General features: G+C 64.0%; 13 protein-coding genes. 7 read left to right on the forward strand and 6 right to left on the reverse strand.

What is annotated here, in order from left to right:
- Window positions 1-122: 122 nt before the first annotated feature.
- The 5 genes from hslU to BTN82_RS01825 form a co-directional block, all read right to left on the reverse strand.
- Window positions 123-1,463 (reverse strand): ATP-dependent protease ATPase subunit HslU, encoded by a 1,341-nt coding sequence (gene hslU, locus BTN82_RS01805; RefSeq protein ID WP_075117468.1) that lies wholly within the window; start codon window positions 1,461-1,463, stop codon window positions 123-125.
- Window positions 1,464-1,512: 49 nt separating this feature from the next.
- Entirely contained in the window at window positions 1,513-2,043 is a 531-nt protein-coding gene (gene hslV / locus BTN82_RS01810; protein ID WP_003186641.1) for an ATP-dependent protease subunit HslV, read from the reverse strand.
- Between the two features lie 209 nt (window positions 2,044-2,252).
- Window positions 2,253-2,972: an SPOR domain-containing protein gene (locus BTN82_RS01815; RefSeq protein WP_075117469.1), complete on the reverse strand. Its 720-nt coding sequence runs from the start codon at window positions 2,970-2,972 to the stop codon at window positions 2,253-2,255.
- A gap of 1 nt (window position 2,973) precedes the next feature.
- Entirely contained in the window at window positions 2,974-4,710 is a 1,737-nt protein-coding gene (argS, locus tag BTN82_RS01820; RefSeq protein ID WP_075117470.1) for an arginine--tRNA ligase, read from the reverse strand.
- A 180-nt stretch (window positions 4,711-4,890) separates the two neighbouring features.
- On the reverse strand, window positions 4,891-7,110 hold the full coding sequence (locus BTN82_RS01825) for a primosomal protein N' (RefSeq protein ID WP_075117471.1): 2,220 nt from the start codon (window positions 7,108-7,110) through the stop codon (window positions 4,891-4,893).
- 169 nt (window positions 7,111-7,279) lie between these two features.
- Between BTN82_RS01825 and rpmE the strand changes: the two genes are divergently transcribed.
- From rpmE to BTN82_RS01840, 3 genes are all read left to right on the forward strand, one after another.
- Window positions 7,280-7,498: a 50S ribosomal protein L31 gene (gene rpmE, locus BTN82_RS01830; protein ID WP_075117472.1), complete on the forward strand. Its 219-nt coding sequence runs from the start codon at window positions 7,280-7,282 to the stop codon at window positions 7,496-7,498.
- 41 nt (window positions 7,499-7,539) lie between these two features.
- Window positions 7,540-8,322, forward strand: a complete 783-nt coding sequence (locus BTN82_RS01835; RefSeq protein WP_075117473.1) for a thermonuclease family protein — start codon at window positions 7,540-7,542, stop codon at window positions 8,320-8,322.
- A 185-nt stretch (window positions 8,323-8,507) separates the two neighbouring features.
- A complete protein-coding gene (locus BTN82_RS01840) occupies window positions 8,508-9,776 on the forward strand; it encodes a malic enzyme-like NAD(P)-binding protein (protein ID WP_075117474.1) in 1,269 nt (422 codons plus the stop codon).
- Window positions 9,777-9,900: 124 nt separating this feature from the next.
- Here the strand turns inward: BTN82_RS01840 and BTN82_RS01845 are convergent, their stop codons facing one another.
- Window positions 9,901-12,336, reverse strand: a complete 2,436-nt coding sequence (locus BTN82_RS01845; RefSeq protein ID WP_186828345.1) for a penicillin-binding protein 1A — start codon at window positions 12,334-12,336, stop codon at window positions 9,901-9,903.
- A gap of 216 nt (window positions 12,337-12,552) precedes the next feature.
- Between BTN82_RS01845 and BTN82_RS01850 the strand changes: the two genes are divergently transcribed.
- From BTN82_RS01850 to BTN82_RS01865, 4 genes are read left to right on the forward strand one after another with little or no spacing between them, the layout of a single operon-like run.
- Window positions 12,553-13,605, forward strand: coding sequence for a pilus assembly protein PilM (locus BTN82_RS01850; RefSeq protein ID WP_075117476.1), 1,053 nt, complete (start codon window positions 12,553-12,555; stop codon window positions 13,603-13,605).
- On the forward strand, window positions 13,605-14,171 hold the full coding sequence (locus tag BTN82_RS01855; RefSeq protein ID WP_075117477.1) for a PilN domain-containing protein: 567 nt from the start codon (window positions 13,605-13,607) through the stop codon (window positions 14,169-14,171). The genes BTN82_RS01850 and BTN82_RS01855 overlap by 1 nt, the downstream gene beginning before the upstream one ends.
- On the forward strand, window positions 14,168-14,785 hold the full coding sequence (locus BTN82_RS01860) for a type 4a pilus biogenesis protein PilO (protein WP_075117478.1): 618 nt from the start codon (window positions 14,168-14,170) through the stop codon (window positions 14,783-14,785). Before BTN82_RS01855 ends, BTN82_RS01860 begins: the two co-directional genes overlap by 4 nt.
- Entirely contained in the window at window positions 14,782-15,309 is a 528-nt protein-coding gene (locus BTN82_RS01865; RefSeq protein ID WP_075117479.1) for a pilus assembly protein PilP, read from the forward strand. Before BTN82_RS01860 ends, BTN82_RS01865 begins: the two co-directional genes overlap by 4 nt.
- Window position 15,310 lies beyond the last annotated feature (1 nt).

Genomic DNA, 15,310 nt, shown 5'->3' on the forward strand with positions numbered 1-15,310 from the left:
GAAACCCCCTTGTAGGAGCGAGCTTGCTCGCGATAGGTCTCAATAACAACGCCGAGCCTCGAAGAGACGCGGCGTTTCTGAAGCCATCGCGAGCAAGCTCGCTCCTACAGAAGAGGTGCTCGTTACAGGATATAACGGGACAGGTCTTCGTTCTGCGCCAATTCGCCCAGGTGGCTGTTGACGTAGGCAGCGTCGATGCGGATCGGCTCTTCGCTGTGGGCGCTGGCCAGGTCGCCGGCGCTGAACGACACCTCTTCGAGCAGGCGCTCGAGCAGGGTGTGCAGGCGACGGGCGCCGATGTTCTCGGTCTTCTCGTTGACTTGCCAGGCGATTTGGGCCAAGCGCTTGATACCGTCGGCCTGGAATTCGATGGCCAGGCCCTCGGTCTTCAGCAGTTCGCGGTATTGCTCGGTCAGGGAGGCGTGAGGCTCGCTGAGAATGCGCTCGAAATCTTCCGGCGACAGCGCCTTGAGTTCGACGCGGATCGGCAGGCGGCCTTGCAGCTCGGGTACCAGGTCGCTCGGCTTGCTCAGGTGGAACGCGCCGGAAGCGATGAACAGGATGTGGTCGGTCTTGACCATGCCCAGCTTGGTGTTGACGGTGCAGCCTTCGATCAGCGGCAGCAGGTCACGCTGCACGCCTTCGCGCGATACGTCGACACCGCCGGCATTGCCGCGCTTGGCGACCTTGTCGATTTCGTCGATGAACACAATGCCGTGCTGCTCGACCGCTTCCAGGGCCTTGGCCTTGAGTTCTTCATCGTTGACCAGGCGGCTGGCTTCTTCGTCGCGGACCAGCTTGAGCGCGTCCTTGACCTTGAGCTTGCGGTTCTTGCGCTGGCCTTTGCCCATGTTGGCGAACAGGCTCTGCAGCTGGTTGGTCATCTCTTCCATGCCCGGCGGGGCCGAGATGTCGACGCCGCTGGCTTCAGCCACTTCGATCTCGATTTCCTTGTCGTCCAGTTGACCTTCGCGCAGGCGCTTGCGGAACAGCTGACGGGTGTTGGAGTCCTGGGCCGGGGCCGCGTCTTCGTTGTTGAAGCCCATGCGCGCCGGTGGCAGCAGGGCATCGAGGATGCGCTCTTCGGCGGCGTCTTCGGCGCGGTGGCGCACGCGGATCATTTCCTGTTCGCGGAACAGCTTGATCGCTGCGTCGGCCAGGTCACGGATGATGGATTCGACGTCGCGGCCGACATACCCGACTTCGGTGAACTTGGTCGCTTCGACCTTAATGAACGGGGCGTTGGCCAGCTTGGCCAGGCGCCGGGCGATCTCGGTCTTGCCGACGCCGGTCGGGCCGATCATCAGGATGTTCTTCGGGGTCACTTCGACGCGCAGCTCTTCAGGCAGCTGCATGCGGCGCCAGCGGTTGCGCAGCGCGATGGCGACGGCGCGCTTGGCATCGTCCTGGCCGATGATGTGGCGGTTGAGTTCGTGGACGATTTCGCGGGGAGTCATGGACATAGTAATTGGCGGTCCTCAAGCAAGAATGAATGCCGTGGCGGGCACAGGCTCATTCCGCGAGATCCTGCTCCTCAATGGTCTGGGTGTGGTTGGTGAATACGCAGATGTCGCCGGCGATGCCCAGGGCGGTTTCGACGATTTCGCGGGCCGACAGGTCGGTTTTCTTCAGCAGGGCGCTGGCCGCGGCCTGGGCGTAGGCGCCACCGGAACCCATGGCGATCAGGCCGTCTTCCGGTTCGACCACGTCGCCGTTGCCGGTGATGATCAGGGAGGCGTCCTTGTTGGCGACCGCCAGCATGGCTTCGAGGCGGCTGAGGGAACGGTCGGTGCGCCATTCCTTGGCCAGTTCGACGGCGGCGCGCACCAGGTGCCCCTGATGTTTCTCAAGCTGGCCTTCGAAGCGCTCGAACAGGGTAAAGGCGTCAGCCGTGGCCCCGGCGAAGCCGGCGATGACCTGACCGTGGTACAGGCGGCGAACCTTTTTCGCGTTGCCTTTCATCACGGTGTTGCCGAGGGAAACCTGGCCGTCGCCGCCCATGACGACTTTGCCGTGGCGGCGGACTGAAACGATGGTGGTCAAGGGGAGAGTCTCCACGCTGCGGGGCGAAAATGCCCTGATGGAAACTCATATGGGGGTGGCGTGGGGTTTTTCAACTGCGGCGGGGGTGGTGGGACGAGCGGTATTTCCCACTGGAAAGAGGGCTTCGGCGAGAGCGCATCGCGAGCAAGCTCGCTCCTACAGGGGCTGCGTATTCCTTGTAGGAGCAAGCTTGCTCGCGATGGCGCGCGTCAGCGGCTCTGGCGCTGTTGTAACAACAGGTTGCTGAAGCCGGCGCCGGACAGTTGTTTCTGCGCGGTGGTCAGCTGCTCGCGGTTGCTGAACGGGCCGACCAGGACGCGGTACCAGGTTTCGTCCTTGACCGTGCCCGACTCGACGGACACCGATTGTCCCAGCAGGATGATCTGCGCGCGGACCTTGTCGGCATCCGCCTGCTTGCGGAACGAACCGGCCTGCAGGAAGAACTTGGTCACCGGTGCGGCCTTCGCCACCTGGGCCACCGGCGGCGCGGGCGGTGGAGTGATACCGGCCAGGGCCGCCTGGGCACGTGCGGTATCGATCTTCGCCGCTTCCGCCGGGGTCACCGGCGTGGTCGGAACCACAGGCGCGGTCTGCGGCGTCGGCAGGGTTTTTTCCGGCACCGCTTCGGGCGGCACAATCACTTCCGATTCCGGCAGCAGGGTGTAGAAATCGTACTTCGGCTTCACCGGCTGCTGGGGGCTCGGCGGGGTTTTGTTAGCCTCGGCGATCTTGGTGGTTTTCTGCTGCTCCAGCCGCTCGCGCTTGACGCTGTCAGCGCCCTTGCCTGGCTCCAGCTTCATCAGGAAGACGATGAAGGCGCCCACGGCGAGGCCGATGGCCATCCACAACCAACCCGGGATCGGTTGCTTCGCAGGAGCTTGGTAACGGCTGGCGCCACGCTTGGGTGCAGGTTTTTTCTTGGCAGCCAACTTACATTTGCTCCAGGACTTTCAGGCCCAGCAATTCCAGGCCTTGCTTGAGGGTACGACGGGTCAGCTCGGTGAGGCGCAAGCGGCTCTGCATCTGCGTCGGCGATTCAGCACTGAGGATCGGGCAGTTTTCGTAGAAGCTGGAGAACAGCCCGGCCACGTCGTAGAGGTAGGTGCACAGGGTATGCGGCGTACCTTTTTCGGCCACGTTGTTCAGCACTTCGCCGAACTGCGCCAGGCGGGCCGCCAGCTCCAGTTCCTGGGCGGCTTGCAGGCTGATCTGGCCCTGGACTTCGCTGAAATCCTTGCCCAGCTTGCGGAACACACCGGCGGCACGCGTGTAGGCGTACAGCAGGTAAGGCGCGGTGTTGCCTTCGAAGTTCAGCATCAGGTCGAAGTTGAAGCTGTAGTCGCTGGTGCGGTGCTTGGACAGGTCGGCGTATTTCACCGAGTCGATGCCCACCACCTTGGCGATGTTGCGCAGGTCGGCTTCGGCCAGTTCCGGGTTCTTTTCCTTGACCAGGCTGTAGGCGCGCTCTTCGGCTTCGGTCAACAGGTCGATCAGCTTCACGGTACCGCCGTCGCGGGTCTTGAACGGACGGCCGTCGGCGCCGTTCATGGTGCCGAAGCCCATGTGCTCCATTTCCATCGGGTGGGTCACGAAGCCGGCCTTGCGAGCGACCGCGAACACCTGCTGGAAGTGCAGGGCCTGGCGCTGGTCGACGAAATACAGCGCGCGGTCGGCCTTGAGCGTGCCGCTGCGGTAGCGCACGGCGGCCAGGTCGGTGGTGGCGTAGAGATAGCCGCCGTCGGCCTTGACGATGATCACCGGCAGCGGTTCGCCTTCGGCGTTCTTGAACTCGTCGAGGAACACGCACTGGGCGCCGTTGCTCTCCACCAGCATGCCCTTGGCCCGAAGGTCGTTGACCACGTTGATCAGGTCGTCGTTGTAGGCGCTTTCACCCATCACATCGGCCATGGTCAGCTTGACGTTCAGCAGCTCGTAGATTTTCTGGCAGTGGGACAGGGAGATGTCCTTGAACTTGGTCCACAGCTCCAGGCAATCCGCATCGCCGGCTTGCAGCTTGACCACCAGGCCGCGGGCGCGGTCGGCGAACTCTTCGGACTCGTCGAAGCGCTGCTTGGCGGCGCGGTAGAAGTTCTCCAGGTCCGACAGCTCGTCGCTGTTGATCGGATTTTCCTGCAGGTAGGCCATCAGCATGCCGAACTGGGTGCCCCAGTCGCCGACGTGGTTCTGCCGGATCACTTCGTCACCGAGGAACTCCAGGACCCGTGCCACGCCGTCGCCAATGATGGTCGAGCGCAGGTGGCCGACGTGCATTTCCTTGGCCAGGTTCGGCGCCGACAGGTCAATCACGGTGCGCTGCAACGCGCCGGCCTTGCGCACGCCGAGGCGATCGTCGGCCAGGGCGGCGTCCAGGCGCGAAGCCAGGGCCTGGGTGTTCTGGAAGAAATTGATGAAGCCGGGGCCGGCGATCTCGGCTTTGCTGACCTGTTCGTCGGCGGGCAGGGCGGCGATGATCTTTTCCGCCAGGTCGCGCGGCTTCATGCCGGCCGGCTTGGCCAGCATCATGGCGATGTTGCTGGCGAAGTCGCCGTGGGTCTTGTCGCGGGAGTTTTCTACCTGGATCGCCGGCGTCAGGCCTTCTGGCAACACACCTTCGGTGACGAGTTGGGTGATGGCTTGCTGGATGAGCTGGCGAATGGTGTCTTTCATGGTCTTCTCTTTCGACCGCTGGCGCGGCGGCGCTTCGATGCGCAGGTGGAAAAACTGGGCATTATCCGTTGCGAAGACGGGCTTGCCAACTGTAGCCGGCTGTGCGGTGAGGATTCGAGCTTTATCGCGAGCACGCTCGCTCCTACAGAAAAGCGCGTGCTCGCGGTAGCGGTTTTTCTATCAATACAGGTCCACAGGGTCAACATCCAGCGACCAGCGTACCTGGCGCCCGCTGGGCATTTGTTCCAGGACCAGCAGCCAGTGGCTGAGCAGCTTGTGCAGCGGAGCCCGGGCGTTGGCCTGCAATAACAGCTGCGCGCGATAGCGTCCGGCGCGGCGCTCCATCGGCGCGGGTACCGGGCCCAGCAGTTCGATGCCGCCCAGGTTCATGTCCGCCAGCAGGCGCTCGGCCTCGCTGCAGGCTTCGTCGAGAAAACCTTCGGCCTGCCCCGGCTTGTGCGCTTCGGCGCGCAACAGGGCCAGGTGGGCGAACGGCGGCAGGCCGGCGGCGCGGCGCTCGCTCAAGGCTTGTTCGGCGAAGGCGAAATAACCCTGTTCGGTCAGTTGCACCAGCAACGGGTGGTCGGCCAGGTGGGTCTGGATGATCACCTTGCCCGGTTCTTCGGCGCGGCCGGCGCGGCCGGCGACCTGGACGATCAGTTGCGCCATGCGTTCGCTGGCGCGGAAGTCGCCGGAGAACAGGCCGCCGTCGGCGTCGAGGATCGAAACCAGGGTCACCCGCGGGAAATGGTGTCCCTTGGCAAGCATCTGGGTGCCTACCAGGATGCAGGGTTGGCCTTTCTGGATGGTGGCGAACAACTGGTTCATCGCGTCCTTGCGCGACGTACTGTCGCGGTCGACCCGCAGCACCGGGTAGTCCGGGAACAGGATTGCCAGCCGCTCTTCGGCGCGCTCGGTGCCGGCGCCGACCGGGCGCAGGTCGACTTTGCCGCACTGCGGGCAATGCCGCGGCACTCGTTCGGAGTGGCCGCAATGGTGGCAGCGCAGCTCGCCGTAACGCTGGTGCACGGTCATCCGCGCGTCGCAGCGTTCGCACTCGGACATCCAGCCGCAGTCATGGCACAGCAGGGTCGGCGCGAAACCGCGACGGTTGAGGAACACCAGTACCTGCTGGCCCGCCGCCAGGGTCTGGCCGATGGCTTGTTGCATGGGCCCGGAAATACCGCTGTCCAGCGGCCGGCTCTTTACGTCCAGGCGCAGGAAACGCGGCTGCTGGGCGCCGCCGGCCCGCTCGTTGAGCCGCAACAGGCCATAGCGGCCGGTGTAGGCGTTGTGCAGGCTTTCCATCGACGGGGTGGCGGAGCCCAGGACGATCGGGATGTTTTCCTGGCGAGCGCGCACCAGGGCCAGATCGCGAGCGTGGTAGCGCAGGCCTTCCTGCTGTTTATAGGAGCCGTCGTGTTCTTCGTCGATGATGATCAGCCCGGGGTTCTTCATCGGCGTGAACAGCGCCGAGCGGGTGCCGATAATAATGTCGGCCTCGCCGTCGCGGGCGGCCAGCCAGGCATCCAGGCGTTCACGGTCGTTGACCGCCGAATGCAGCAGGGCGATGCGGGCGTTGAAGCGCTGCTCGAAACGCGCCAGGGTCTGCGGCCCTAGGTTGATTTCCGGGATCAGCACCAGCGCCTGTTTGCCGGCCTCCAGGGTTTCGCGGATCAGTTGCAGGTAGACCTCGGTCTTGCCGCTGCCGGTGACCCCGGCCAGCAGGAACGCGTGATAACTGTCGAAGCCCGAGCGGATGGCCTCGTAGGCGGCGCGCTGCTCGGCGTTGAGCGGCAGTTCCGGCTGGGCCAGCCAGTGCTCGTGGCGTTCGCCGGGGGCATGCCGGCGGACTTTCACCTGCACCAGGTCCTTGGCCAGCAGCAGGTCCAGGCTGTCCTTGCTCAGCATCAGCTTGCTGAGCAATTGGTGGGCGACGCCGTGGGGGTGCTGGGCCAGGGTCGCCAGGGCTTCGCGCTGGCGCGGGGCGCGGGCGATGCGCGGGTCGTCGAGGCTGGCGCCGGGGCTGGCCGACCAGAAACGTTCCTGCCGCGCTTCGGCCGGCTCGCCCTGGCGCAGCAGGACCGGGAGCGCCCAACTCAGTGTGTCGCCCAGGCTGTGCTGGTAATACTGCGCGGTCCACAGGCACAGCTTGAACAGCGCGGGCGGCAGCGGCGGGGTGGCGTCGAGCAGGGCCAGGGCCGGCTTGAGCTTTTCCGCCGGCACGTCGCTGTTGTCGGTGACCTCGACCAGGATGCCGATCATCTCCCGGCGCCCGAACGGCACCCGCAGGCGCATGCCCGGATGCAGCTGGTTGCGCCGCATGCCGGCCGGGGCCCGATAGTCGAACAGGCGGCGCAGGGGCGAAGGCAGGGCGAGGCGCAAAATGGCGTCGGGCACGCGGGGAGTTCTCATCGATCGGGCGGTAAAGAAGGCCCGGAGCCTAGCAGACGGTCGGTGCGAGGGACAGCTTGCGTGATTGCAAAGGTCTGGTAGAATCCGCGGCCTATTTCCGTGCGGTATTCAACAATTGTGTTGGGTGGCGGCACGCTAGCCTGAGGAAGACACCATGAAAGCCGATATCCATCCAGAATACCCAGCCATCGCTGTAACCTGCAGCTGTGGCAACAAGTTCGAAACTCGTTCGACCTTCGCTAAGCCGCTGGCGATCGACGTTTGCAACGAATGCCACCCGTTCTACACCGGTAAGCAGAAAACTCTGGATACCGGCGGCCGCGTTCAGAAGTTCGCCGACCGTTTTGGCGCTTTCGGCGCGAAAAAGGCCTAAGGCTGATCGGTCTGGAAAGCTGCTGCAGCTTTTCCTCGCTGATGAAAAAGGCGTCCCTTGCGGGCGCCTTTTTTATGTCCGCGATTTGGCTCTCCAGCGCCCAGGCGTTCTGCCCGGCGCCGGCTGGGCTGGCCTCTGCGCAGGTCCAGCGAGTGGTCGACGGCGACACCTTGCGTCTCGCCGATGGCCGCAGCGTGCGGATGATCGGCCTCAACGCGCCGGAGTTGGGCAAGCGCGGCCGTACCGACGAACCCTTCGCGGTCGCCGCCCGCCAACGCCTGCAGGCGCTGGTGCAGGCCAACGACGGTCGGGTGAGCCTGCTTCCCGGCCGGGAAGGCAAGGACCGTTATGGGCGGACCCTGGCCCACGTCTACGGCGCCGACGGCGCCAACTTCGAAGCGCAACTGCTTGCCGAAGGCCTGGGTTATCAGGTGGCCATAGCGCCGAACGTCGATTTGTTCGGTTGCCAGCAAGCCGCCGAGCGCAGCGCTCGCCAGGCTCGTCTCGGGCTATGGCGGCAACCGTCTGTACTGAAAGCGGATCAGATCAAAATGTCCGGGTTTGCCCTGCTCAGCGGCCGCGTGAGCAAGGTGCAGCGTAATCGGGGCGGGGTCTGGATCGAATTGCAGGACTCGGTTGTATTGCGCATTGCACCCAATCTGCTTGGCCAATTCGATGTCGCGCAGCTGGAACGCCTGCCGGGGCAGCGGATCGAGGCGCGGGGCTGGGTACTCGACCGGGCACGCAAGGGGGGACTGAAGTCGGGGCAGGCGCGCTGGATGTTGCCGCTGACTCACCCCGGAATGTTCCAATTGGTTCAATAAATGAAAAATTGTAGACATTTTTTATTTGGATTGTGAACAGTTGCAGGCCTTGTATTCCGCGGCTCTTGGCCCAAAGTCGTAGGGCAGAGGCCTTGACAGGGGTGACCGGTCAGTCTTGTGGGGACTTTGCGACACGCGTATCCTCGGCGGTCCGTCTGTCCAACAGTAAAAAGCGGAATGCCCACATGTCTGATTTGAAAACTGCCGCTCTCGAATATCACGCCAATCCCCGTCCAGGGAAACTGAGTGTCGAGCTCACCAAGGCCACCGCTACCGCCCGCGACCTGTCGCTGGCCTACAGCCCCGGCGTAGCCGAACCGGTACGCGAAATCGCCCGCGATCCTGAACTGGCCTACAAATACACCGGCAAGGGCAACCTGGTTGCAGTCATTTCCGATGGCACCGCGATTCTTGGCCTGGGTAACCTCGGCCCACTGGCCTCCAAGCCGGTAATGGAAGGCAAGGGCGTGCTGTTCAAGCGCTTCGCCGGCATCGACGTCTTCGACATCGAAGTCGACTCCGAAAGCCCGCAAGCCTTCATCGACACCGTCAAGCGCATTTCCATCACTTTTGGTGGCATCAACCTGGAAGACATCAAGGCACCTGAGTGCTTCGAGATCGAGCGCGCCCTGATTGAGCAGTGCGACATCCCGGTATTCCACGATGACCAGCACGGCACCGCGATCGTGACCGCGGCCGGCATGATCAACGCCCTGGAAATCGCTGGCAAAACCCTGCCGGACGCGAAGATCGTCTGCCTGGGCGCCGGTGCCGCCGCCATTTCCTGCATGAAACTGCTGGTAAGCATGGGCGCCAAGATCGAAAACATCTTCATGGTCGACCGTACCGGCGTGATCCACTCCGAGCGCGACGACCTGAACCAGTACAAGGCGGTCTTCGCCCACGCGACCGACAAGCGCACCCTGTCTGATGCGTTGAAAGGCGCGGACGTGTTCGTTGGCCTGTCCGGTCCGAACCTGCTGAGCGCTGAAGGCCTGAAGTCCATGGCGGCCAACCCGATCGTGTTCGCCTGCTCGAACCCGGATCCGGAAATCGCCCCGGAACTGGCGCACGCCACCCGTAACGACGTGATCATGGCCACCGGCCGTTCGGACTACCCGAACCAGGTCAACAACGTACTGGGCTTCCCGTTCATCTTCCGCGGTGCCCTGGATGTTCGCGCCAAGCGCATCAACGAAGAAATGAAAGTGGCCGCCGCCAACGCCCTGAAAGACCTGGCCAAGCTGCCAGTGCCGAAGGAAGTGTGCGCAGCCTACGGCGTCGACTCCCTGGAATTCGGCCGTGAGTACATCATTCCGAAGCCGATGGACGCTCGTCTGATCACCGTGGTTTCCGATGCCGTGGCCAAGGCCGCGATCGAGACCGGCGTGGCGACCCTGCCGTATCCGAAGAACTACCCGCTGAAAAGCGTGGACGACGTGTTCAACGGTTAAGCCGTCGCTGCCCTGACGGGCAGTCGCGTTAAACAAAAAGCCCCAGCTCGCGAGAGCCGGGGCTTTTTTGTGGGGCAGTGTCGGTCGGGAGCTCGCGATAAGGCCGCCAGGGGCGGCCCTTGCATCAGAACAGATCGATCGGCGCCGCTTCGTCCGCCGGCAGCGGGCTGCCCGGGGCGTAGCCGTTGCCCAGTTCGTTGACCGAAGGCGGGGTGTCTTCGCTCTTGAACAGTTCGAAATAGGCGTTCGGCGTGCCCGGCGTCGCGGCGCGACCGCTGACCGGGTCCACCCGCAGGCTGAGAATGCCTTCCGGTTCTGCCTGGGTGTGGGCTGGCTTGTCCTTGAGGGCGGCGCCCATGTAGCTCATCCAGATCGGCAGGGCCACGGTGCCGCCGTACTCGCGGCGCCCCAGGCTTTCCGGCTGGTCGAAACCGGCCCAGACGGTGGTCACGTAGTCGGCGTTGTAGCCGGAGAACCAGGCGTCCTTGGACTCGTTGGTGGTCCCGGTCTTGCCGGCAAGGTCGGTGCGGCCCAGGGCCAGGGCGCGACGCCCGGTGCCGAGCTTGATCACGTCTTGCAGCATGCTGTTGAGGATGTAGGTGGTGCGACCGTCGATAATCCGTTCGGCCACCGCAGGCGCCTGTACCGGGGCCTGGCCCGGGGTTTCGCCAGGGACGCTGTCCACGGTGAAGCCCGGTTGCGCCGGTGCGGCGATCCCGCTGCTGGCCATGTCGCCGGCCGGTACGCTCGGCGGGTTGGCGGTGAACAGGGTTTCGCCGTTGCGGCTTTCGATCTTGTCGATGATGTACGGCGTGACCTTGTAGCCGCCGTTGGCGAACACGCTCCAGCCGGTGGCGATTTCCATCGGTGTCAGGGTCGCGGTGCCCAGGGCCAGCGACAGGTTGCGCGGCAGGTCCTGCTTGTTGAAGCCAAACTTGCTGATGTAGTCGATGGTGCGGTCCACGCCCAGGCTTTGCAGGAGGCGGATCGACACCAGGTTGCGTGACTTGTACAGCGCCTCGCGCATGCGGATCGGGCCGAGGAAGGTGTTGGTGTCGTTCTTCGGACGCCAGACCTTGTCCAGGTACTCGTCGACGAACACGATCGGTGCATCGTTCACCAGGCTGGCGGCGGTGTAGCCATTGTCCAGCGCGGCGCTATAAACGAACGGCTTGAAGCTCGAGCCCGGCTGGCGCTTGGCCTGCATCGCGCGGTTGTAGTTGCTTTGCTCGAAAGCGAAACCGCCCACCAGCGAACGAATGGCACCGTTTTGCGGGTCGAGGGATACCAGCGCGCCCTGGACCACCGGGATCTGGCGGAACTTGAGCGAGTTGTCCGCCTGGCGCTGCACGCGGATCAGGTCGCCGACCTGGGCGACATCGCTCGGCTGCTTGGGCGCGGGGCCCATGCTGTTGGTGTTCAGGAACGGGCGCGCCCATTTCATGCTGTCCCAGCCCACGTGTTCTTCGCCGGTGCGGGTCAGTACCTGCAGCCCGTTCTTGTCGACCTGGGTGACGATCGCCGGCTCCAGGCCGCTGATGGCGCGTTGCTTGGTCAGCTCGGTGGCCCAGGCGGCGCGGGTCTTGCCCGGCAGGCGCGACTCGGGGCCGCGATAGCCATGGCGCTGGTCGTAGGTGATCAGGCCTTCGTGGACGGCGGTATTGGCCAGCTCCTGCAGGTCGCTTGGTACCGTGGTGGTGACACGGAAGCCTTCGGTGTAGGCGTCGCTGCCATAACGACCGACCATTTCGGCGCGGGCCATTTCAGCGACGTACGGTGCGTTCACTTCCGGCGTCGGTACGTGATAGCTGGCGTTCAGCGGTTCGGCGATGGCGGCCTGATAGTCGGTCTCGCTGATCTTGCCGAGCTTGTACATGCGCCCGAGGATCCAGTCGCGGCGCTCCTTGCTGCGCGCCGGGTTGGCCAGCGGGTTGAAACGCGACGGGGCCTTGGGCAGGCCGGCGATCATGGCCATCTGCGCCAGGCTGACATCGCGAATCGACTTGCCGTAGTACACCTGGGCCGCGGCCTCGATGCCGTAGGCGCGGTTGCCCAGGTAGATCTTGTTGACGTACAGCTCGAGGATCTCGTCCTTGGTCAGCTGGCGTTCGATCTGCAAGGCCAGGAGGATCTCGGTGGTCTTGCGCGAGAAGCTGCGTTCGCTGCTCAGGAAGAAGTTTTTCGCCACCTGCATGGTGATGGTGCTGCCGCCGGACTGGATGTGCCCGCTTTTGACCAGCTGGGTCGCGGCGCGCATCAGGCTGCTGGGATCGACGCCGTAGTGATTGGCGAAGTTGTCGTCTTCAGCACTTAGTAACGCATTAATGAAGTTGGGGGGAATGTCGGCGAAACGGATCGGAGTACGGCGCATTTCGCCGAATTCTGCAATCAACTTGCCGTCGCTGCTGTACACCCGCAGGGGAATCTGCAACTGGATACTTCTGAGCGCCTCTACCGACGGCAAGCCAGGGCTAAGATAGAGAAACGCGCCGGAGAGCGCGAGGAGCAGCCCGCAGAACACAGCGACGATGGACCACCCGAAAAACTTCAGCAGACGAATCAAGGCTTTTGGATTTCCAGAGAAAGGAATGAATTTGGCGTCAGGGCATTCACGGTCGGAGAGTGGCCCACGCGGCAGAAAAAAGCGGAAAAATCGCCGGGCATTATAAGCACTTTTCCGCCAAGGGCATCATTTGCCCGTCTGTCAAGACGTGGTGATTGAACGCAATGGACATTACAGAGTCCGTAAGTCACGGATAGTCATAGGGAATTGGTAGTGCTAGGACTCTTCAGCAAAAAGGCGAGTTCCCTTCTCGGGATCGATATCGGTTCCACCTCGATCAAACTTCTCGAACTGAGCCGTTCCGGCAACCGGTTTCGGGTCGAGGCCCATGGGGTGGAGGCGCTGCCGGTCAACGCCGTGGTCGAAAAGAATATCGTCGAGCCCGATGGGGTGGGGCACGCTCTGTCCCGTCTGCTGGCCAGGGTCCGGCCGGGCACGAGGAGCGCGGCGCTGGCGCTGGCCGGCTCCGCGGTGATCAGCAAGGTCATCGAGATGGAGGCCGGGCTGTCCGACGACGATCGCGAAAGCCTGCTCAAGGTCGACGCCGACCAGTACATCCCCTATCCGCTGGACGAGGCCGCCATCGATTTCGACGTCCTCGGCTATTCGGCGCGCAACCCCGAGCGCGTTGACGTGCTGTTGGCGGCTTGCCGCAAGGAACACATCGAGGTGCGCCAGGCAGCGCTCGAACTTGCCGGGCTGAATGCCCGGGTAGTGGACCTGGAAGTCGGCGCGCTGGAGCGCTCGTTCGCCCTGGCGGCCGGTTCGACGGCCTCGGCAGGCGTGGCGCTGGTCGATATCGGCGCCACCCTGACCACCCTGAACGTCATGCAGGAAGGGCAGGTCGTCTATTCCCGCGAGCAGCTGTTTGGCGGTCAGCAGCTTACCGAGCAGATCCAGCGTCGTTACGGGCTGTCGGCGGAGGAGGCCGGCCTGGCGAAAAGGCAGGTCGGTTTGCCGGACGACTATGCCAGCGAGGTGTTGCAACCTTTCCTGGATGCACTCGCCGAGCAGGTGGCGCGGGCGTTGCAGTTTTATCGGACCTTGGCGCCGCAGCGTCCGGTCGATTCGCTCTTGCTGGCAGGGGGGAGCGCTTCGGTGCCGGGGCTTGCTCCTTTGCTCGAGCGGCGCCTGGGGGTGCCTGTCCTGATCGCCAACCCGTTCGCGGGCATGAGCCTTGGCGCCAAGGTCGATGCTGCCGCGCTGACCAACGATGCGCCGGCCCTGATGATTGCCTGCGGGCTGGCTTTGCGGAGTTTCGACTGATGGCGCGGATCAATCTTCTTCCCTGGCGCGACGAGCGGCGCGAGCGGCGGCGTCGGCACTTTGTCCTGATCCTGGTGGCGGCCGTGGCGCTGGCATTGGCGGCGGTGTTGGCGGGTGACCGGATCATCGGCCGGGCAATCGACAGGCAGCTGGCGCGCAACAACCATGTCGGCGCGCAGATCAGCCTGCTCGATCAGCGGATCGCCAAGATCGGCGAACTGAAGTTGCACCGCGAGCAGTTGGTGGAACGGATGAAGATCATCCAGGACTTGCAGGGCAACCGTTCCACCAGCGCGCGAGTGTTCGACCAGTTGGCCCGCACCTTGCCGGACGGGGTGTATTTCACTGAGGTCAGGATGAGCGGCAAGACCCTCTCCATTACCGGGGCGGCCGAGTCGAACCGCCGGGTTTCCGAGCTGATGCGCAATCTGGACGCCTCCTACTGGTTCGATGCGCCGAGCCTGACGGAGGTCAAGGCGGCCGCGGCGGACAGCGCCGATCAGCGCAATCTGTTTCAGCTGACCGTCCATCAGACCCGGCCCGCCATGGACGAGGACGGGTTATGAATCTGTCTGGTGGCTGGACGCACCTACGCCGGATCGACCTCGGCGAACTGGAAATGAGCAACATGGGCGCGTGGCCGGCGCCGGTCAAAGGCGCGGTCGCGGTGCTGACGATGCTGCTGGTGCTGGCCCTCGGCTACAACGTTTACCTCAAGGATCTGTTACTGCAGCTCGACCAGCGTCGGGCGGACGAGGCGGTGTTGAAGCAGCAGTTCGCCAGCAAGGCACGGAAGGTGGCCAACCTGGGGCCCTACAGCGAACAGATGAAGGCCATGGACACCGCTTTCGACCTCATGTTGCGCCAGCTCCCCAGCGATACCGAGGTGCCGGGCTTGCTCGAGGACATCAGTCGCACCGGGTTGGGCAGCGGGCTGGAGTTCGAGGAAATCAAACTGTTGCCGGAGGTGGTCCAGCCGTTCTACGTCGAGTTGCCGATCCAGATCACCGTCACCGGCGACTATCACGAACTGGCGACTTTTGTCAGCGGCGTGGCCGGCCTGCCGCGAATCGTCACCCTGCACGATTTCCAGATCAAACCGAGCGCGCCGCAGGCCGGCTCGAAGCTGCGCATGAGCATTCTGGCCAGGACCTACCGCTACAAGGTGCCGCGTCCATGACCCGTGTTTATGGCCTGTTGCTGGTGGCGATCGTGGGCGGGCTGGCCGGGTGCGGCGGCGAGGACGACTTCAGCGATCTGGACGCCTATATGAATGAGGCGCGGCTGCGGCCGGCCGGTGAGATTGAACCAATGCCGGCATTCGGGTCTTACCCAACGTTCACCTACAACGCCGCTCCCTTGCGCAGTCCGTTTCAGCCAGCGGCCCGGGTGGACCTGGCGGCACGCCAGGCCGGCTCGCCCGGGGTCAAGCCGGACCCGGGTCGCAACAAGCAGTTTCTCGAGGGTTTCAGCATCGAGCAGTTCGAGATGGTGGGCACCCTGTCCAATGCCTCCGGGGTCTTTGCGCTGCTGCGCGGGGCCGGTGGCGTGCATCGGCTCAAGGTCGGCGACTACCTGGGGCGTAACGATGGGCGAATTGTCGCGATCAGCGATTCACAGGTCGATGTGGTCGAGATTGTTCCCGATGGAGCGGGGGCATGGCTGGAGCGACCGCGGACTCTTCCATTAAAAGAGCATTCATAGT

The sequence above is a fragment of the Pseudomonas chlororaphis genome (assembly GCF_001921865.1).
Lineage (GTDB): Bacteria > Pseudomonadota > Gammaproteobacteria > Pseudomonadales > Pseudomonadaceae > Aquipseudomonas > Aquipseudomonas chlororaphis_D.

Bases quoted from the DNA above. Each gene is read 5' to 3' on its own strand.
- argS (WP_075117470.1), bottom strand. From the start codon at position 4,710: ATGAAAGACACCATTCGCCAGCTCATCCAGCAAGCCATCACCCAACTC.
- BTN82_RS01835 (WP_075117473.1), top strand. From the start codon at position 7,540: ATGAAAAAGGCGTCCCTTGCGGGCGCCTTTTTTATGTCCGCGATTTGG.
- BTN82_RS01840 (WP_075117474.1), top strand. From the start codon at position 8,508: ATGTCTGATTTGAAAACTGCCGCTCTCGAATATCACGCCAATCCCCGT.
- rpmE (WP_075117472.1), top strand. From the start codon at position 7,280: ATGAAAGCCGATATCCATCCAGAATACCCAGCCATCGCTGTAACCTGC.
- hslU (WP_075117468.1), bottom strand. From the start codon at position 1,463: ATGTCCATGACTCCCCGCGAAATCGTCCACGAACTCAACCGCCACATC.
- BTN82_RS01855 (WP_075117477.1), top strand. From the start codon at position 13,605: ATGGCGCGGATCAATCTTCTTCCCTGGCGCGACGAGCGGCGCGAGCGG.
- BTN82_RS01865 (WP_075117479.1), top strand. From the start codon at position 14,782: ATGACCCGTGTTTATGGCCTGTTGCTGGTGGCGATCGTGGGCGGGCTG.
- BTN82_RS01860 (WP_075117478.1), top strand. From the start codon at position 14,168: ATGAATCTGTCTGGTGGCTGGACGCACCTACGCCGGATCGACCTCGGC.